At 47.5% G+C, this 20,024-nt stretch carries 15 protein-coding genes; 7 read left to right on the plus strand and 8 right to left on the minus strand.

Translation table 11 applies throughout. The annotated features are described in order from the left end of the window. Nucleotides 1-20: 20 nt before the first annotated feature. The 3 genes from CXK86_RS06410 to CXK86_RS32005 all read right to left on the minus strand — a co-directional run bounded on the left by CXK86_RS06410 (nt 21) and on the right by CXK86_RS32005 (nt 3,150). A complete protein-coding gene (locus CXK86_RS06410) occupies nt 21-1,049 on the minus strand; it encodes an ABC transporter substrate-binding protein (RefSeq protein ID WP_076253663.1) in 1,029 nt (342 codons plus the stop codon). Between the two features lie 110 nt (nt 1,050-1,159). Beyond that, nucleotides 1,160-2,806 (minus strand): AraC family transcriptional regulator, encoded by a 1,647-nt coding sequence (locus CXK86_RS06415; RefSeq protein WP_076253662.1) that lies wholly within the window; start codon nt 2,804-2,806, stop codon nt 1,160-1,162. Nucleotides 2,807-2,907: 101 nt separating this feature from the next. Continuing rightward, the gene (locus CXK86_RS32005; RefSeq protein ID WP_179087941.1) at nt 2,908-3,150 is read right to left on the minus strand and encodes a hypothetical protein; all 243 of its coding nucleotides are present in this window, start codon (nt 3,148-3,150) and stop codon (nt 2,908-2,910) included. A 340-nt stretch (nt 3,151-3,490) separates the two neighbouring features. Here CXK86_RS32005 and CXK86_RS06420 point away from each other — a divergent pair, with 340 nt between their 5' ends. Both CXK86_RS06420 and CXK86_RS06425 read left to right on the plus strand, forming a co-directional pair. Beyond that, entirely contained in the window at nt 3,491-4,480 is a 990-nt protein-coding gene (locus CXK86_RS06420; RefSeq protein WP_076253661.1) for a LacI family DNA-binding transcriptional regulator, read from the plus strand. Nucleotides 4,481-4,641: 161 nt separating this feature from the next. Then, nucleotides 4,642-8,034, plus strand: a complete 3,393-nt coding sequence (locus tag CXK86_RS06425) for a GH36-type glycosyl hydrolase domain-containing protein (RefSeq protein WP_101313533.1) — start codon at nt 4,642-4,644, stop codon at nt 8,032-8,034. A 79-nt stretch (nt 8,035-8,113) separates the two neighbouring features. Here the strand turns inward: CXK86_RS06425 and CXK86_RS06430 are convergent, their stop codons facing one another. After that, entirely contained in the window at nt 8,114-9,313 is a 1,200-nt protein-coding gene (locus CXK86_RS06430; RefSeq protein WP_076253659.1) for a methyltransferase domain-containing protein, read from the minus strand. A gap of 265 nt (nt 9,314-9,578) precedes the next feature. On the opposite strand from CXK86_RS06430, the gene CXK86_RS06435 reads away from it, so the two are divergent. After that, nucleotides 9,579-10,079, plus strand: a complete 501-nt coding sequence (locus CXK86_RS06435) for a GNAT family N-acetyltransferase (RefSeq protein WP_076253658.1) — start codon at nt 9,579-9,581, stop codon at nt 10,077-10,079. Between the two features lie 27 nt (nt 10,080-10,106). Continuing rightward, a complete protein-coding gene (locus tag CXK86_RS06440) occupies nt 10,107-10,895 on the plus strand; it encodes an SDR family oxidoreductase (protein WP_076253657.1) in 789 nt (262 codons plus the stop codon). Between the two features lie 113 nt (nt 10,896-11,008). Here CXK86_RS06440 and CXK86_RS06445 read toward each other — a convergent pair whose 3' ends face one another. Further along, nucleotides 11,009-11,557 carry a GNAT family N-acetyltransferase gene (locus tag CXK86_RS06445; RefSeq protein ID WP_036612698.1) on the minus strand — a complete coding sequence of 183 codons (549 nt, stop codon included), beginning with the start codon at nt 11,555-11,557 and terminating at the stop codon, nt 11,009-11,011. 48 nt (nt 11,558-11,605) lie between these two features. Next, nucleotides 11,606-11,869, minus strand: coding sequence for a DUF2164 domain-containing protein (locus CXK86_RS06450; protein WP_076253656.1), 264 nt, complete (start codon nt 11,867-11,869; stop codon nt 11,606-11,608). Nucleotides 11,870-12,128: 259 nt separating this feature from the next. On the opposite strand from CXK86_RS06450, the gene CXK86_RS06455 reads away from it, so the two are divergent. Further along, nucleotides 12,129-13,862 (plus strand): glutamine--tRNA ligase/YqeY domain fusion protein, encoded by a 1,734-nt coding sequence (locus CXK86_RS06455; protein ID WP_076253655.1) that lies wholly within the window; start codon nt 12,129-12,131, stop codon nt 13,860-13,862. 689 nt (nt 13,863-14,551) lie between these two features. On the opposite strand, the gene CXK86_RS06460 is transcribed toward CXK86_RS06455, so the two are convergent. After that, nucleotides 14,552-15,745 carry an MFS transporter gene (locus CXK86_RS06460; RefSeq protein WP_047840746.1) on the minus strand — a complete coding sequence of 398 codons (1,194 nt, stop codon included), beginning with the start codon at nt 15,743-15,745 and terminating at the stop codon, nt 14,552-14,554. A 163-nt stretch (nt 15,746-15,908) separates the two neighbouring features. On the opposite strand from CXK86_RS06460, the gene mobA reads away from it, so the two are divergent. Further along, on the plus strand, nt 15,909-16,538 hold the full coding sequence (gene mobA, locus CXK86_RS06465) for a molybdenum cofactor guanylyltransferase (RefSeq protein ID WP_076253654.1): 630 nt from the start codon (nt 15,909-15,911) through the stop codon (nt 16,536-16,538). Here the strand turns inward: mobA and CXK86_RS06470 are convergent. Further along, the gene (locus CXK86_RS06470) at nt 16,508-17,452 is read right to left on the minus strand and encodes an AraC family transcriptional regulator (protein WP_256720170.1); all 945 of its coding nucleotides are present in this window, start codon (nt 17,450-17,452) and stop codon (nt 16,508-16,510) included. The genes mobA and CXK86_RS06470 overlap by 31 nt on opposite strands. A gap of 275 nt (nt 17,453-17,727) precedes the next feature. Here CXK86_RS06470 and CXK86_RS06475 point away from each other — a divergent pair, with 275 nt between their 5' ends. Continuing rightward, on the plus strand, nt 17,728-19,731 hold the full coding sequence (locus tag CXK86_RS06475) for a beta-galactosidase (protein ID WP_076253652.1): 2,004 nt from the start codon (nt 17,728-17,730) through the stop codon (nt 19,729-19,731). The last annotated feature ends 293 nt before the right edge of the window (nt 19,732-20,024 follow it).

Genomic DNA, 20,024 nt, shown 5'->3' on the forward strand with positions numbered 1-20,024 from the left:
CACCTGTATTCATGCTTATGTTATTTACGGTTTTGCTCGGCACGTTCTACGATCATATCGGCGAATTCCTCAGCCTGACCTTGAATCGCAATCGGGTCGAAGTACCAGTAACGGTCTTCCAGCAACTCATACACCTGATTGTTTTTCACAGCCGGCAGGGATTGCCAGATGGAATCGCCTTGGTAATTTTTATTGTTCTCTCCAACGGTTAAGAAGATATGATCCCCTGCATAATCACCAACAACTTCACGCGAAATTTCTTTCCATTGGGTATCACCCATCAGTTCTTTTTTGGTGATTTCGAGTGGGGCAAGTTGCAAAGCACTGTAGACCGCTTGTCCTCCTCGACCAAAATTGTCTCCATATCCATAATAACTTTTGTCGGATACTTCAAGGATGGAGAAGGTTTCCTCCGGTTTAATGACTGTTTTCACCTTAGCGCGAGCGGCTTCAATCCGTTCATCGTACGTTTTCAGCCAAGCTTCGGCTGCTTCGGATTTGTTCATCAGCTCTCCGAATCCCCGGATTTCGTCGTGTACATTGGTGAAAGTACCATACGGAATGACCACGGTCGGTGCGATTTTTTGATAACTCTCAATTTCGCTGGCCTGATCAGAGTAGGTAATGATCAGATCCGGGTTCAAGGCAACAACCTTCTCCATGGATACCGCCGCCCGATCACCAATACTCTCTATGCCCGCTACCTGATCTGCATAGAACGGGTTTTCCAAATAATATTGAACAGCACCAACGGGTTTCACACCCAGTGCGAGCAGATCACTTACGTACATATCGGTAACGATTCGTTTCGGTTCAGCCGGAATTTCAACATCTCCGCTTAATGACTTGTAGATCCGTGTAGCATTTGAATTGTCTGAACCGGACGACGTGTCTGTGTTCGTCTCGGAAGAGGCTGTTGTTGTTTCGGTTCCCGCTGCCGAAGTCTGTTCAGTGGCAGTCGAGCCTGTTCCGCTGCTACATGCAGCCAGAATCATAATGATGGCGAGCATAAGCAGCAAGCCGGAAAAGCGTTTTTTTGCAGCAAACATATTTTTGTTCCCCCTGTGTATAATCAATAATGATTATTATTCTCATTAATAACATAGAGGAAGATGTGATATTTGTACATGGACAACTATGATCACTACTGCATGGACAATTATGATGTGAGGTGACGCATGATATGCTGCAACTGCTCCATAACGGACAAGGGATCAAATCCATAGAACATGTCGGCATCAATCTCGTATACACGTCCTTCACGAACGGCGGATAGGGTGCCCCAGGATTCCTGATTCAGCAGGTTATCCAGCATTTCTCGTTCGGCAGGTTCCTCAGGGAAGGCGACAAACATGTGATCTGCGGCATACAAGTGAATCTCGGACAACGGAACATGAACGTACCCCGTAAGTAACTGCCCATCCTGCTCCATACGTGACGGCGGAGTGAAGCTCAGCGATTGATACAGCACATGAGAAGCTCTGCCCCAGCCATGACCATAGATATAAGCGCCGTCCTCTCCAATCATAAACATGCAAACGGCGGACCCTCGTGTTCCTTCCATCTGTTGGTCTAACGTATGATTGGCTTCTTGCTCCAGTTGATGATATTGATCTAACAACGCCTGTGCATTGGACTCAAGCCCGGTAATTCGGCCCAAAAGAAGAAGCTGCTCCTGCCAATCAATTTCCTCAAAGGGCATCAGAATGGTTGGTGCGATCAGACGTAGTTCATCAGAAGCGGGATGTGGTGCATACCCGATAATGACATCGGGCTGAGCGTTTGCAATCAGATCCGTATGTTTAACAAGCTCATATTCGGAATGCTGCTCAAATTGCTCATGACCATCATGAACATGTTCACCACGTTTTTCTTCCATCCAGCTGGCGACGGCACCCATGTGGGGAGTGTGACCCAATGCCAGAAGTGAAGCCGTATAGTTGTAAGTCAAAGAAACAATCTTTTTGGGCATTTTCCGGTAGTGTGTTGGTGCTGATCCAACCATCTGTTTGAATTTGCGGCTCAGATAAAAGGTGTCCCTGTAGCCTGTCAGTTGTGCAATCTCCTGTAGCGTAGGGTTCGCGAACAACAGATGTTCCTGAGCCATCCTGATTCTGAGACGAGTTACATATTCAACAAACGTAAGACCTGTATGTTTCTTGAACTCCCGTGAGAAATGCTCAGGACTCACATTTGCATCCCGTGCCAATTGTTCGCGGGTTAACGGATGGGTATACATCTGATGGATATGTCTGAGCACGGCATCGAGCCAGGAGTGATCTTCATGAGCAGAATGAGCCGCATGATCCCGCAAAATATCCAGTAACTCATAGAAAAGCATATGTGGCCTGAAGGGGCTGGAATCACGGCCTGCCGTACTGGCTTGAACCAGCTCTACTGCCCTGTCGGTGAGAGTGCGACTTCCAATGGGAACTGGTATCCCGAACGGCCAGAACAGCTGTTCATTTTCAGTGGAATCAAAAGCAATAGCAATGCCCTGTACTGGCGACAGGGAGCCGCGCTTGTTCTCGTGCTGAAGCAGGCTTCCAGCTTGCCGAACGACTGCACAGCCTGCATTTAATGTCAGTTTACCCTCTGTACTGATCAGCCTGGCCTGGCCAGCAGTAATGACGTATAGCACATGAAGTGTGCTCCACATCTCATCTGTACGGGAGAACGCCTCACGGTCATGAAGTTGCACCAGATGGCGCAGCTTGAACAGGGCAGCGGGGATGGACTGAATCTTCTGCAAGGAAACGGAGCGGGACAGCGATTTTTTATGGTAAATAGGCTTGGAAATATTCATTTGATAACTGTCTCCTTACATAAGTCAGCAGGCGCATTTTTCGTCTCATGCCCCTGGTGTACTGGCGTAATTCTCGGATCTCGACTATTATGCAGTATATACTATAAACGGAGTGACGTGGATGGACAGATTGGACAATTCAACTTTTTCTGTGAAAAATAGATAAAGTGGTTGAAATCGCTATCAACACCGACTATAATGAAAATGTCGAAACGTTTCAATCTGGCGTTTACTGCCAGTTTCATTGTATTAGGCACGAACTGTTTATAGAGCGCCAGATTGAAAGACGTGTCATGACCATCACTAATGGTATGGATTGGAACGAGGATTTTTTTTGAGAACACCTCGAAACGTTTCGATTGACATCCATCGCTATGATATGTATAAAGATTAATAAACGATAATGAAGGATTTAGTGGTTGTTCTAACCATGTACCGTATAAAATGTAGATAACCTTAGAATTTGTTCTATATAAATTGAACTAACATTTACACAAAACGGAGAGGGCAGAAAGAACCTGAAGAAGCAAGGCGTTCGCCTTTATCCCCGGATTTTCACCCTTATAAAAGGGAAACAAAAAATCTGGGGATAACAGCGATCGGAAGGTTGTTCTGTCATCGGAGTGGTCAGTGTAAATATTCTGTAGTTCAATTTATATATAGTTTAGAAGGAGCGAACGTGGAATGGCAACGATTAAGGATGTGGCAAAGCTGGCAGGTGTAGCACTCTCGACTGCTTCCTATGCGCTGAGCGGGGATAGCAAGGTTAGTGCCAAGACCAAGGCTAAAGTGCTTGAGGCAGCACGAGAACTGAATTACCGCAAGAACGGCTTTGCCATGGACCTGAAACGGAGCCGGACAAACACGATCGCTTTGATCCTGACCGATCTGTCGGGCCCGTATTACTCGGAGTTGATCCGTAGTGTACAGGATGTAGCCCTTGCGAACGGGTATGACCTTATTGCTTGCAGCTCCATGGGTGGACGGGATTCAACGGCAGTGCGATTTTTGCGTGAAAAAAGAGTAGATGGAGCCATCATCCTGGCGCATAACATCCATGATGATATTCTGGTAGAATCTGCCGGTCATCGTTTTCCGATCATTGTGATGGATCGTCAGCTGTCGAGTGACCATCTGGTCAACGTGTTGGTGGATGGAGAGCAGGGTGGTTACCTTGCAACCCGCCACCTGATCCAGGCAGGACATCAGAAGATTGCTTATATCAGCGGTCCATCCAACTCGTATGACAACGCGCTCCGTTACCAAGGGTATCTGCGAGCGATGCGGGAAGCGGGACTTGAAGAAAAGTCCAAATGGCGTCTGAACGGCAATTTTGTGCGTGAGGGCGGATACAGTGCAACCAAAATGATGATCATGCAGGGCGATCTTCCCTCAGCGGTATTTTACGGTAACGATGAGATGGCGATTGGTGGCCTGAAGGCATTGGAAGAGCGTGGTGTATCGGTGCCGGATGACATTTCCGTGATCGGTTTTGATGATATTCAGTTGTCCGAATATGTGCATCCACCGCTGACAACGATACGCCAGCCGAAGCATGAAGCCGGGTCGCTCGCCGGACATCTGTTATTCCAGATGCTCAATGGCGAAGCGGTTGACCCTTCATATACGTTAACGATTAATATGATCGAGCGCAGCTCTGTACGTTCGATTTAGACCAAGTCTGAACAATAAAGAACTGTCTGCATGCTGAAGTAAAAGTTTAATGATGGGGTTATCGTCCGGACGGGCTGTAAAAAGCCGGTTTGAAGAGGCCCCTATTCTTTTTCAGATTTATCGAAACGTTTCGATTTTAACTAATTCAAGGAGTGAACCTTATGACAACGATGATTAATGAACCGATCCGGTTAAGTGCCGGGGAGTTATCCTTTACCTTTTTGAATAGTGGCGACCTATACCAAGCTACATCCGGCACAACGATGTTAAACCAGTTGCTCAGCAACCAGATTGATGGATCTTTGAACAACCTGTACCTGCGTGTACATGAGGGAGAGAATATCAGCTCGTTCCCGTTGCTCGGTGTACGTTCGAACAGCAAGGTGATTACAAGCAAGGCACAATTCAGCAACCAGTTGATCTGGGAGGGCACAGTCCAGCTGGAAGGTAGCGAAAAAGGCATTGGCTATCAGGTCGTATTTACAGCTACACCTCAAGGTGTATGGTTCTGGGATGTGAAGCTCACAGGACAACAACATAACGTAGATGTGGTATACGGACAGGATGTTGGGCTTGCAGATCCAGGTGCGGTACGTAGTAATGAGGCTTATCTGTCACAATACATTGACCATACGGTGTTTGAAGATGAGGCGAAAGGCTATGTCGTTTGTTCCCGTCAAAACCAGCCTCAGGGCGGTGCATTTCCATATATGCAACAAGGTTCCCTGACGAAAGTAGTTGGTTACTCCACAGATGGATTCCAATTCTTCGGTCTGTCGTACAAGGAAACGAATCAACCAGAGAGCTTGACTCACCCAACGCTGGCAAATGAGACATATCAGTATGAATTTGCCTATACGGCATTGCAATCTGAACTGCTGAATCTGAACGGAGAAGCTCAGGTGGTCTTCTATGGACTGGCGAAGCCTAATCATGCCGAAGGAATCTCTGCACTGGAGTTCGGAGATGAAGTTACCGCAGCATGGAATGAAGTACAGGCTCTGACTGTGGAAAATGGTGATACGTTGGAACAGGTGAAACTGTCCTCCTTCCTGGGTGAACCACTGGTTACACTTGATCTGACGCAAGATGAGATTCATGATCTGTTCCCTGATCGTCATCAGGAAGAGCACAGTGGTGAGGAACTGTTGTCCTTCTTCACAGGCAGCTATGAGCATATCGTTCTGAAAGCAAAAGAATTGCTTGTGGAGCGTCCGCATGGTCACATTCTGATGAGTGGTGGCAACGTGCAACTTGGAGCACAGGTTATTACGACAACATCGTATATGTACGGTATTTTCAACTCACAACTCGTTATTGGTAACACCAATTTTAATAAAATGATCAGTAATGCTCGCAATGCATTAAACGTGCCGAAAACGGCGGGACAACGCATCTATGTGGAAATGGACGGACAATATCGTCTGCTGACGATGCCTTCCCTGTTCGAGATTGGCTTCAACTATGTACGTTGGATCTACAAAACGGCATCCGATACGATCATCGTGACGAACTATACAGGGGCACACACCACCGAAGTGAGCATGAACGTACGCTCCACAAGTGGCACAGCATACCGTTACCTGGTAACAAACCAGATTACGATGAATGTGAATGAATACGAGTATCCGCTGCATATGACGCAGGATGGCGATACTTTGATCTTCAAGGCTGATCCACAAGCGATTAGTGCAGGAACGTACCCAGATCTGCAATACCGCATGTCGGTGGATGGCGCAGCTGTGAATGTAGGGGACGAAACGTTGCTGGCAAGTGGTATCCGCAGTGGTTCCGCATCACTGGTTACGCTTAGTCTGGAAGCAAGTGCTGAATGGACGCTGAAGGTACAAGGGGTATTGGAAGGCCAAGCGGACAGCGGAGTGGTAGCAGGTTCAAGCCTGACGTTTGAAGAGGAAGTGCAGGCATACCGCGAGTTCTTCGCAAGTGTGATGAACGGGTTCCGTTTGTCCCGTGGAGAAGGTCAGAGTGCAGAGGATCTGTTCAAAGTAAATGCGCTGGCTTGGTGGTACACCCACAATATGCTGGTTCACTATTCTGTGCCTCACGGTTTGGAGCAGTACGGTGGCGCGGCTTGGGGTACACGAGATGTGTGCCAAGGTCCAGTGGAGTACTTTATGGCAACGCAAAAATATGAGCAAGTTCGCGATATCATCAAAATGGTTTATACCCACCAATATGAAGATGATGGCAACTGGCCGCAATGGTTCATGTTTGATAAATACTTTGCGATTCAACAGGAAGAAAGTCATGGCGATATCATCGTTTGGCCTTTGAAAGTATTGGCGGACTACCTGACAGCGACTCGCGACTATGCGATACTGGATGAGAAAGTACCTTATACCGTCAAGCATAGCTTCGGGTTCACGGAAGAGACGGCAACGGTACTGGATCACGCGAAAAAAGAGATCGAATATATCCGTTCGCACTTCCTGCACGATACGTTCCTGTCTTCCTATGGAGATGGCGACTGGGATGATACGCTCCAACCAGCCAATGCACAGCTGAAGCAATACATGGTGAGCAGTTGGACGGTGGCATTGACGTATCAGTCCGTGAATGTGCTCTCGCAAGCGCTGAAATTCAAGGATGCAGACTTTGCACAGGAGCTTGACGTGTTGGCTCAAGGCATTCGTGAGGACTTTAACCGTTACATGCTGGGCACAGATGTGATTCCAGGCTTTGTATACATGGAAGAAGCCGACCAAGCGAAGCTGATGCTTCATCCAACAGACACAGAGACAGGCATTCAATATCGCCTGTTGCCAATGACGCGCAGCATGATCGGTGAATTGCTGAATGCGGAGCAAGCAGAATCGCATTACGCATTGATCCGTGAACAGTTCCTATGCCCGGATGGCGTGCGTCTGATGAATCGTCCAGCTCAATATGCTGGTGGTGTAAGCACACACTTCAAACGTGCAGAGCAAGCATCCAACTTCGGTCGTGAGATTGGTTTGCAATATGTACATGCCCATATCCGTTACGTAGAAGCGATGGCGAAGCTCGGTAAGACAGATCAGGTGTGGAATGGTCTCGCGATGATCAACCCGGTTGGTATCGGCGAGGTTGTACCTAACGCGGAGATTCGTCAAGCGAACTCGTACTTCAGCAGTTCAGACGGCAAGTTTAATACACGTTACGAGGCGCAGGAGCATTTTGACCAACTTCGTAAAGGGACTGTACAAGTGAAAGGCGGATGGAGAATCTACTCCAGCGGCCCTGGAATCTACATGAACCAGCTGATCTCCAATGCACTTGGCATTCGTCAAGAGGGCGGCGATCTGGTCATTGACCCGGTATTGCCAGCTGAGCTGAACGGTATGCAATTCGAATTCGAGTATGCGGGTGAGCCGGTGACGTTCATCTATCACTTGAATGAAGGTGCTGTGAGCCGAGTAGCGGTGAATGGCAAGGACATTCGTACCAAGCGTACAGCGAACCGTTACCGTCAAGGCGGAGTAAGCATCTCACTGGATGAGTTCAGACAAGCACGCAGTGAAACTGAGCGTACGGTTGTTGATATCTATATGTAATTTCATAGCATGATGTACACCAAGGTCATCCTCCTTTAATCAAGGCGGGATGGCCTTTTTGGCATATGCTCATAATCCACTAGCGCAGCGGGACCGCCAGCAACGTGTACAACAGCTCATTATGTCGCACATGTTTTGTTACGTAGCCCTGTTGCTCCAGCCAGCCGCATAGCTCATCCAGCAGAGGGAAGTGACGCTGGCGTAAGGCTAGCAGCTGTTCCTCGTGTCCTGTGGTTTCTGCCTGCCGAATATAGGAATCACGGTGAGTCGCATCAACAAACATCAGATCCGTTAGACCGATACGTCCACGCGAGGTTAATACCCGCTGCATCTCCTGTAAAGCCAATAGTTGCTGATCTGGACTTAGATGATGGAAAGCAAAGCTGGATACAACAAAGTCGAAGGAATGATCGGTAAAAGGCAACGCCATAAAATTACCAAGTTTCACATGCATCTCAGGATATTTGGTACGACATCTGCGCAGCATCTCCCGGGATTGGTCGATTGCAGTCATGTCTGCGCCGTGCTGTAGCAGTTTCCCAGCCAGATTACCTGTGCCTGTACCAATATCAAGTCCTTTCTCACCAAGGGCGGGAGAGATCCATTGAGCTGTCTGTTCGAGCGCTTCGTCATAGTTGTGATACAGATAAAAGGAAGACTGTACCGTATCATTGGAATCGCCCGGCGTGGAATGACCTGCATTATGGTTTGGATGTGAAACTTCATTCTCATCGCTTATAGGCGAGGGGTTGGCCGAATGATGCCTGTCCTCTGAATTGGGGTGTTCAGTACTGACTCTGCCTTCTGCCTGCACTCGCTGATCATGGATGTCTGCCTGCATGTCATAATTCCACCGATCATGCCAGTTCTGCCGGGCTTCACGCAGGCGACGGGCACTGTCTGCGAGATCGTGCAGATGGCTGACATCCAACGGGCCGTCCTGACGATTCAGGTCAATCATGCGCTGGGTTGTATCCATCATACGTTTGAGCTCAATCCACTGGGCATACATGACGGCCTGTTGCAGCTCCAGATATTCTTCCAGCCGCTGCTGATTCCCTTGATCAATCTCTCCGAGCGCATGTGTAATATCCTGTAGCGACATGCCAATCTCACGCAGCGCAGCAATGGTCTGAAGCCGCCAGATATCATTCTCCGTATAGGTACGATACCCGTTACTGGACTGTTTGGCGGGGAGAATTAATCCTTTTTCCTCATAAAAACGAATGGCTCTCGCCGATATACCAAGCCTGCTTGCTGCCTCTTTGATGTTCATCATGCATCCCCCTCCTTATCGAATCAGTATAAACCATGACGTTACGGCAAGGTTAAGTGTTTATCATTTTGCGAAAAGGTTCAATACCGAGTGGAATTTTAGTCAAAGCTGAGGCTATGCTACAATATATAGAACAAAAAACTTAAATAGTGGAGTAAACGAACAATGTCTTCCTATTCCTAAGTTTCTCAACGTTCTTAACTCTCTTAACTTTCCCGACGTTGTAACGCACAGCGTTGTCGACTATAGCACGAAAGGTTGAATCATTATGCTTACCAGCCATACATTTACGATTCGTCCATCCGAGATTAAAGATGCAGCCCAGCTAATGGAGTTGGATGCCCTGGTATGGGACAAATACACCTCTCCTGCACCGATGCAATGGCGTTCCAGACAACAATATCTGCAGCATTGCCCGCCAGGCAGTCAATTGATTGCGGTGCAGGGAGAGCGGGTATGTGGTTATGTGGGCTTTAATCCAGCCACAGGTATGCCCGTCAACCGTCATGTCTACGAGATTCATATTGCGGTTCATCCTCATGATCGGCGTTGTGGCGTTGCCACAGCTTTGATGGATGCCATTAAGCAGCATGCGGCCCAACAAGGCGTTCGCAAGCTCAGGCTGCGCGTACTTTCCAGCAATCCGGGAGCCATCACGTTTTATACACAGTGTGGATTTGTGACGGAAGGCAGGTTGGTTTCCGAGTTTTATATCGGAGGCAAATATGTGGACGATATTCTTATGGGTTATTTTATCCAGACCAAATAGAAACATAGCTGAGGAGGAGGAACAACGATGGATATGGGACTTCAAGGTAAAAAAGCATTGGTGCTGGCTTCCAGTCGAGGACTGGGCAAAGCGGTAGCCGCTCAATTGGCAGCAGAAGGTGCTGACGTCATGCTTGCCAGCCGGAGCGAAGAAAAGCTCGCAGCAGTGAAGCAGGAGCTTCTGGCGCTTGGTGGTGGCGGACATGTGGAATATTGTGCAACCGATGTGACACGCAAGGAAGATATTGAGGCTCTGATTCACAAGACAGCAGAAATGTTTGGACAGATTGATATTCTGGTGAACAATTCGGGTGGCCCGCCATCGGGTTCATTTGAGTCACTGACGGATGAGGATTGGGAACGTGCATTTGAATTAAATGTACTCAGTTATGTAAGGCTGATTCGCGGTGCTCTTCCTTATATGAAAGAAAGTGGAGGACACATTGTCAATATCGCTTCAACTTCAGTGAAACAACCCATTCCGGGTTTGGTGCTGTCCAACACGTTCCGTACCGGCGTGTTTGGATTGGCGAAGACCTTGTCTCAAGAGCTGGCCCCATACGGAATTTTGATCAACACGGTGGCGCCAGGACGTATTGCAACAGACCGTATACGTGAGCTGGATGCAGCACGGGCTGAGCAGAATGGAATCAGTGAGGAAGAGGTATCTGACCAATTCCGTAAAGAGATTCCACTGGGCCGTTATGGTCAACCAGAGGAGTTTGCCAAAGCGGTTGTATTCCTGTTATCCGGAGCCAATACGTACATTACCGGAACCTCATTGATCGTGGATGGTGGTATGGTCCGAGCACTATAAAAGTCATTGAATACAATAAAATACCCTCTGTCACCACATTACGTGGAGATCGAGGGTATTCGTTTTGATTCATTATGTTGGGAGAGATCACTCCGATTTATTATGTAGGCGAATTAGCGCAAGAGTTCCCATTCATGCTGAAGCATGCCGTACACCGCATGGTTCACGTAACCTTTAGGCAGTTTCTCTGCCTGACGAATGACACCCTCGAGAACAAATCCGAGTCTTTCAGGGATAGCACGACTCCGTTTGTTATTCGTTGCCGAGCGAATCTCGACGCGATTCAGGTCCAGGGTCACCAGAGCATAATCAACCAGAACGCGACAAGCGCTTGTCATCAAGCCCTGACCCTCAAAACCTTTGCCAAGCCAATATCCGATGCTTACCGAGCGGTTGGTCCAGTTAATCTCGTGGAATCCAATGACGCCAGCTAGATCCCCTTTTGACCATACTCCGGCGGTGAATCCGCCATTCTCGGCACCTTGTTTTAACGCGTTGGTAATGAAGTTCGAGGTGTGTTCCACTTCTGTCACATGATCCACCCACGGCAACCAATGTCTCAATTGATCCCGCGAGCGATCCGTCAGTTCAAACAGCGGTTTGGTATGTTCCATGGCCAGTGGCCGGAGTTCGGTATATTCATCCAATGAATAGGTAAACATGAATGCAACCTTCTTTCTTTGTATAGTATAGGTTTGGTTTGTAGTGGATTAACGGGAGGTCTTGGGCAACTTTTGCTCCAGTGCAAACAGGTCTTCTTCCATTGAGGCCATGCGTTGATTGACCGTTGTGCGTGCGTCACGGAGTGCCTGATTATATATGTAGGGAGCGAGCTGTGTCATGAACAGGTCGAGGACACCCCAAGCGGCCAGATCGCCGAGTTCTTCGCCACGTTCCTCTTCGAAATACGACTGGATGGTGCGAATGGCTTCATCCTGCTGTTCTTTGGTCAGTTTAAGCGAGTTCGATGGAATGGGAAACCCTCCCTTTAATTTGTTTTTACTATCATGCTACATGATTCGAGCGAACCCGTCAAAATGGTTTAGGGCCTATTTATGCACGGCTTATCCTGACTTTGGTGCCGTTCTTTATTGAACTCCTCCCCCGTTAAAGGTATATTTAAATGAAACGCGTACGAAACTTTCCAAGAAAATAGATTTTTTCAGGAAATGACTTCGTTATTAAGGAATTATAGCCGGAATTGCTGCAATTCCCTAAGGCTCCAATCCATTCATGAAAGGTTTGATACCTGTGGACAATCGTACAACCCCACCTAACTTTATCAAAAATATTATTACCGAAGATCTCCGGTCTGGGAAAGTCCAGGAAGTTATTACCCGTTTTCCTCCGGAACCGAACGGTTATCTGCATATCGGCCATGCCAAGGCGATCTGGATTAACTTTACACTGGGCGGCGAATTTGGCGGCAAAACGAATCTGCGCTTTGATGACACAAACCCGGTCAAGGAAGATGTAGAGTACGTTCAATCGATTCAGGAAGACGTGAAATGGCTCGGATACGAGTGGAATGAGAAACGTTTTGCCTCGGATTATTTTGACGAGATGTACAACCGTGCTGTCTTGTTGATTAAAAAAGGTAAAGCCTACATCGACGACCAAAGCGCCGACGAAATCCGTGAAATGCGCGGAACGCTGACGGAGCCGGGTAAGAACAGCCCGTACCGTGATCGTTCGGTGGAAGAGAATCTCGACCTGTTCACACGTATGCGTGCAGGTGAATTCAAGAACGGAGAGAAAGTGCTGCGTGCCAAGATTGATATGTCTGCACCGAATATCAATCTGCGCGATCCGGTTATTTACCGGATTTCTCATGCACATCATCATAACACGGGCGACAAATGGTGTATCTATCCAATGTACGCCTTTGCTCACCCGCTTGAAGATGCGATTGAAGGTGTGACGCACTCTCTCTGTTCCCTGGAGTTTGAGGATCAACGTCCATTCTACGATTGGGTTATTGCCGAGTGTGAGATGGAGAACCAACCGCATCAATATGAATTTGGTCGTCTGAACCTGTCCCAGATGGTGACAAGTAAGCGGAAGCTGAAACTGCTTGTGGACGAAGGTCATGTGGATGGATGGGATGATCCGCGCATGCCAACGATTTCGGGTCTGCGCCGCCGGGGTTATACACCGGAAGCTATTCGTGATTTTGTATATGAGACAGGCATTTCCAAAAACTATGGAGTTATCGATCTGCAAACGCTGGAGCACTTTGTACGTGAAGACTTGAAACTGAAAGCTCCACGCACGATGGCTGTTCTGCACCCACTCAAAGTGGTCATCACCAACTATCCTGAAGGACAAGTGGAATGGCTTGAAGCAGAGAACAATGTGGAGAACCCAGAGATGGGTAATCGCCAAATTCCGTTCTCCCGTGAGATTTATATCGAACAAGACGATTTCATGGAAAATCCGCCGAACAAATATTTCCGTTTGTTCCCTGGCAACGAAGTTCGTCTGAAACATGCATACTTCATTAAATGTAACGATGTGATCAAAGATGCAGCAGGCAATGTGACCGAGATTCATTGTACCTATGATGTAGAGACGAAGAGCGGCAGTGGCTTCACTGGCCGTAAAGTCAAAGGAACAATCCACTGGGTAGAAGCGACTCAAGCGGTACCTGCTGAATTCCGTCTGTATGAGCCGTTGATCCTGGATGAAGCACCAGAAGCAGAGGTCGAAGTAGCAGTAGCTGGGGCTGAAACTGAGGTTGTGGAAGAGCAACCGGAGAAAACGTTCCTGGATCAATTGAACCCGAACTCCCTTGAGATTGTTAATGGGTATGTGGAACAAGAGATGAAAGAAGCGAATGCTCAGGATAAATTCCAATTCTTCCGTCACGGTTACTTTAGTGTAGATCCGAAACATTCCGAGCCAGGACGTCCGGTATTTAACCGGGTCGTATCCCTGAAAAGCTCGTTCCAACTGCCGAAGGCATAAGGCCGCTGGATGAAATTTATGGCTTGTTCATCAGAGTGCTGGTAAGCAGCCAAGTTATAAGTTAAAGGGAGGGCATCTTTCGTCATGATCATGGCGAAGGATGCCCTTTTTGTTTTTCTGGGTCTAGCCAGGTCCAGTTTTAGACGTAGTAATACAATTTCTCATGAACATGAACATGAACATGAACATGAACATGAACATGATAATGAGCTAAGGCCATAGATGTGCGTATGAGGCAAGAATCTAACGAACCGAAGACACGTTATTTAAGTGTATTTGGACATTCCAGCAACGTAATGAATCGTAGACACCTTATTTCCTCGTTCGGCCTGTCTTTTTGGGGTTTTCAGCGTCTTTTACGCGAAATAACGTGGCTGAGATTCCTTAGCTTTAGAATTTCGTGAAATTGCTGCAAATAAGGCGTCTAAGGTTCGTTAGGAGCAACAAACCTTAGACGCCTTCCTCTTTACTGCACCTATGATTAATCTTTTGTCTGAATGTTTGAACGTTTTATTTACACCATAACGGAGAGGACAGAAGAAAGCTGGAGAAGCGGAGCGGTCGCCTTTATCCCCGGATTTTACCCTTTGAAAAGGGAATCAAAAAAATCCGTGGATAACAGCGATCGAAAGATTCTTCTGTCCTCGTAGTGCTCCAGTGGAAATCCTTCAACTTTTTCTAACAAAAGATTATCGGTCCTCATCCATATTACCCATCTCCGTTAATACAACTGGCTGATAGCCGTTACGTCGATTCGATAACCACATGATGCTAAATCCGACAGCGCCGATGAGCGAGAAGAATACGCCAATGCTATACATGATTTCTGCACCGAAGCTTTGGAACAACCAGCCGCCGAACAGACCGGCAATGACGCCGGAGAGACCGCCCCAGGCCATCGTATACACCGCTTGTCCGGAGGAACGATAAGGTCTTGGGATAAACAGCATGGTCAGCTGTGTGCCTACATAGAAGTATCCACCAAACGTAATGGAGTGCATCAACTGAATGAATACAATCTCCAGTGGGTTGTTAGCCAGTGCCATGAGCTGCCAGCGAAGTGCAAACAGCACACTGATCAGAATGAGAGATGCCAAGAGCATGCTCATTTTGCGTTTGAGCAAGCGGTCAAGCAGCAGGAATACGCCGACTTCGAGAATGGATGAGGTGAAGATGGCCCAGCCGACCATCTGTTTATCGCCACCCATCTCTACTATGTATAGCGACATAAACGTACTATTCATGGCATTAGGCACCGATACGAGTACACCCAGGCCGATAAATGCCATAAAATACGGATTGAACATGACTTTGCCAAACCGCCGAAAAGTAACCACGGGTGTATCCGAAGCGATTGGCTGTCTAGGCAGAAATACGGATAATACAAAGGCGGTGGCAATCATGCACGCAAATATAATGGATACACTGCCGATGCCAAAACGGTCAATGAGCGGTCCGGCTGCGACGGCAGTCAGTGCCCAACCGAGTGAACCCCAGAGCCGGAATGATCCAAATTTTTGGTTTGTCCCATCGATATATCCGAGAATCAGGCTATTAGTTTGAGCAAATAATGGACTTTGAAAAAAATAAAAGAAAATCATGGCTACATAGATCCATGTATAAGTGGGCGCATAGAATACACCCTGGGCGAGCACAAATGTGCCTCCCATCATAATCATTAGAATGATACGAATGTTGCGAGATTTATCGCTCCAGAAACCCCAGAACGGGTTGGCAAACAAGGATACAAAGGGTCCAATCGCCATGAGACTGCCAATCTCCAGTTTGGTCATACCAATCTCTTGCAGATACAACTGCAGGAATCCGGCAAAGATCGAGATGGCTCCATATATGAAAAAGTTATATAGTTTCAGAGAAACCAATGAGGGATTGCCTCTTGAAGGTGCAGGTCTGTCCAATTAAGCCATTCCTTTCAAATGCATATTGTTCAATGTATCATTTGTTGAAAGGGGATTCAATGCATAGCGAACGTTTTGAAATTGATGTAGTCAAACACATATCGTTACCAGGAGGGAGGATAACAACATGAACACGCGTGAATGGACAGGCATCATATTGGCAGGAGGTTTATCCAGTCGCATGGGGACCAACAAGGCCATGCTGGAACTGAACGGTTCCGTTATACTGCAACATGTCACAAATGCCATGAGACCCGCTGTATCCCGTATCATCGTGGCTGCCGGACCCAATGTGACAACCTACAGTACAATGGGCTACGAATGCGTTCAGGATCACTATCCGGGGAAGGGGCCACTCGCCGGTCTTCACGCGGCACTGGAGGCTTCCGGTACGGAATGGAATCTAGTCTGCGCCTGCGATATGCCGCTCCTGCAAACGTCTTTTTTTGATGGGATAAAAAAGCTGGCCGAGTCGCATGACTCTTATTCTGCTATCGTTCCACGCGTGGATGGACATGTCCACCCTCTTGCAGGGGCTTACCACATACGAGTGCTCCCTGATCTGGAGCAGCGTCTGATACAGGATCATCTTCGAGTCATGCGATGGCTTGAAGAGATCGGTTGCTGTTATGTCGAAGCGGAAGAGCTTGAAAGAGCGGGCGTTCATCAAGTAGCGATGCAAATGAGTAATATGAACACGCCGGAAGAGTACGAACGTATCCGTAATCAAGATTCTGGACTCGATTCCGATCTGTAGGATACAGGATTACCTGATGCATCTGCATGATGATTGCGATATTGAAGCGGGCTTTGGCCTGTCCAACGTTTGAATTGTCTGCTGAAATGGGACAGATGGGTGTAACCTAGCTTCCACGCAATTTCCCCGAGCGACAGCTCTGGTTGTTCGATCAGCACTTTGGCCTCCTGCAACTTCAAGCTGGACAGGTAAGCCCTGGGCGATCGTCCGTACACCTTGCGAAAGACCTGTAGACCATATCCCGGGCTGATGCCAAACGAGGATATAATCTGCTCTACTTTGACCGTGGATACGCTGCTTTCCTTGGTTCGAAGCTGGGCATGGAATGCCTGCTTGATTGCCTCTGCTATAGCTCCCGCATAATGCATGGCTGTTGGAGCTGGTGCATGTGAAGCAGCAACGGAAGGGGTGGACTCCGGTTCATTGTCAGCGGCTTGGGACAACAGGGCGAACAGTTCAAACATGCGTGCCTGCATGATCATTTTGTCAGTGGACGTGTAGGCTTCAGATACGTTAATCATCCCCATCCAACTCTCCAGCACAACGCGTATTTTCCCATTATCAGCCGTACCTGCTGCGTAGATTCGGCTGTGCTGTGACATCAGCTTCAGGGTGAAGACCGGATCATCCACATTAAAGTGAGCGCTAAAATAAGTCATGCCTTCCGTGGATACACATTGATTTGTATGTTTGAACCCGGGAGGAATGAGAAGAATGGAACCTTCCTCCACGGTATAGGTATAACCATGAATCACACTCTCCTGCGTACCTTCGATGATCAACATAATCTCAAAGCCCGGATGTGATTCTTCCGGCATCGCCCATCCATAGGGTACTTGTTGGCTGTGCGCACCATAGAATTTGATGTTACAGTCGATAATAGGCAGCCAGTGGGCCAGCGTATGATGTGGCATTTCTCGGAGCTGTGATCGGATATCCATAACATTCACCTCGGAAAAGGGTAAAAACAACTTGCCTTATACAATCGGCACCCGTAGTATACTTCATTATAATCAGTTTAACGTGAGCATGGTTAATCCACTTAACACATCAGCGTTTGAAGTGGTTGCTGAACAATCCAAGTTCTTTAACCGACATTAATGTAAACGCTACCATTATGGATTGGAATATGTCAACTCTTGCACACGTCAAGATCATTATATTTTCCACCTAAAAAGGAGATTAAATCATGGACAAATTATTATATGGCGTAGCTTATTATGATGAATATATGCCCTACGAAAGATTGGACAAGGACATTCAGATGATGAAGGATGCAGGGATCAACGTGGTCCGCATTGCAGAATCAACCTGGAGTACCCATGAACCGCAGAATGGTGTATTTGACTTCTCTTCCGTAGACCGCGTGTTGGATGCCATGCATGAGGCAGGGATTCAGGTTATCGTTGGCACACCAACGTATGCTGTTCCAACGTGGATGGTCAAGGAACATCCGGACGTTCTGGCTACAACCTCACAGGGACCTGGCAAATATGGCGCAAGACAGATCATGGACATTACACATCCAACCTATCTATTCTATGCCGAGCGGATCATCCGCAAGCTGATCTCTCGGGTAAGCACACATCCAGCGGTAATCGGTTATCAGACAGATAACGAGACGAAGCATTACAATACGGCTGGAGATAATGTACAACTGCAATTCGTGAAATACATGCGTAACAAGTTCAGTTCTCTGGATGAACTCAACAAGGAATTTGGCCTTGATTACTGGAGCAATCGGATCAATAGCTGGGAGGACTTTCCGTCTGTTGTAGGAACGATTAACGGCAGTCTGGGCGCTGAGTTTGCCAAGTTCCAGCGTCTGCTGGTAACCAATTTTTTGGCTTGGCAAGTGGGGATCGTGAATGAATACAAACAGGAAGGACAGTTTGTTACCCAGAACTTTGACTTCGATTGGCGTGGATATTCCTACGGCATTCAAGGGGATGTGGACCATTTTGCCGCATCGAAACCTTTTGACATCACCAGTGTGGACATCTACCATCCTTCCCAAGATGATCTGACGGGCATTGAAATTTCATTCGGCGGGGATGTGGCGCGTTCGACCAAACAATCGAATTATCTGGTACTGGAGACCGAAGCGCAGGCTTTCTGGCATTGGGTTCCCTATCCGGGGCAGCTGCGCTTGCAGGCATTCAGTCATCTGGCATCAGGAGCGAATATGGTTGCCTACTGGCACTGGCATTCGTTGCACAATTCGTTTGAGACGTACTGGAAAGGATTGCTCAGTCATGACTTTGAACCGAATCCGGTGTACAACGAAGCGAAGACCATTGGCAGGGATTTTGCAAGGCTGAGTCCAAAGCTCGTGAATCTGAAGAAAACGAATCGGGTGGCTGTGCTGTTCAGCAATGAGGCACTGACATCAATCAAATGGTTTGGGTTTAACTTCACCAGTGACAAGAACTACAATGACGTGGTGCGCTGGATGTACGATGAATTGTATAAAATGAACATTGGCTGTGACCTCATCGACCCATCGGTTGAGAGTTATACGGAGTATGATGTGCTCGTTGTACCTGCTCTGTATGCTGCTTCGGATGCATTGCTGGAAAAATTAAATCAATTCGTAGAGGATGGCGGACATATCGTCTACTCGTTCAAAAGCGGATTTGCAAATGAGCATATCAAGGTACGCTCTACCCGCCAGCCCGGCCTGATTAGTGAGGCCTGCGGGATCAGTTATAACCTTTTTGTAGAGCCAAAACATGTTTCGCTGCGCAATGATCCATTCGAGGTTGGTGAGGAGCAGAACCAGATTCACACCTGGATGGAACTGATTACACCAACAACGGCTGAAGTACTCGCTTGGTATGATCATCCACATTGGGGTGAATATGCGGCAATTACCCAGAATGCCTATGGAGAAGGCAAAGCAACCTATGTCGGCTGTTATACCAGTTCTGCGGTGATCCGTAAGTTGTTGGAACGTGTCATGAAGGAAGCGGGCGTATGGGGAGCGGATCAGGAGCTGGCTTTTCCTATCATTGTGAAGACAGGTGTGAACGATCAGGGGAACACGATTCGCTACTATTTCAATTATGCGAATGAGGCAACATCTTTCGTGAATGCTTATGGAAAAGGAACTGAACTTCTGGCAGGAACCCCGATTGCTGAAGGAGAGAAGATCGAACTGGAGCCATGGGGCATACGGATCATTGAACAATAATAGGAAATAATAAATATAGGTATATAAGTTGAATTTAACATGTGCACGTTAACGGAGAGGGCAGAAATAACCTGAGGAAGCGGAGCGTTCGCCTTTATCACTGGATTTTCCCCTTAGAAAAGGGAATCAAAAAAATCCGGTGATAACAGCGATCAGAGGGTTGTTCTGACCACGTAGTGATCTCGTGTAACCATTCATTCTATTGTATAACGTGATATTTTAACATTTCCAAACGAATATAAAGACCAAAGCGCCCTCAGCTTCCATGCTGGGGCGTTTGTCTATTTTAGCTC

The organism is Paenibacillus sp. BGI2013 (genome assembly GCF_002843485.1).
GTDB classification, from domain to species: Bacteria; Bacillota; Bacilli; order Paenibacillales; family Paenibacillaceae; genus Paenibacillus; species Paenibacillus amylolyticus.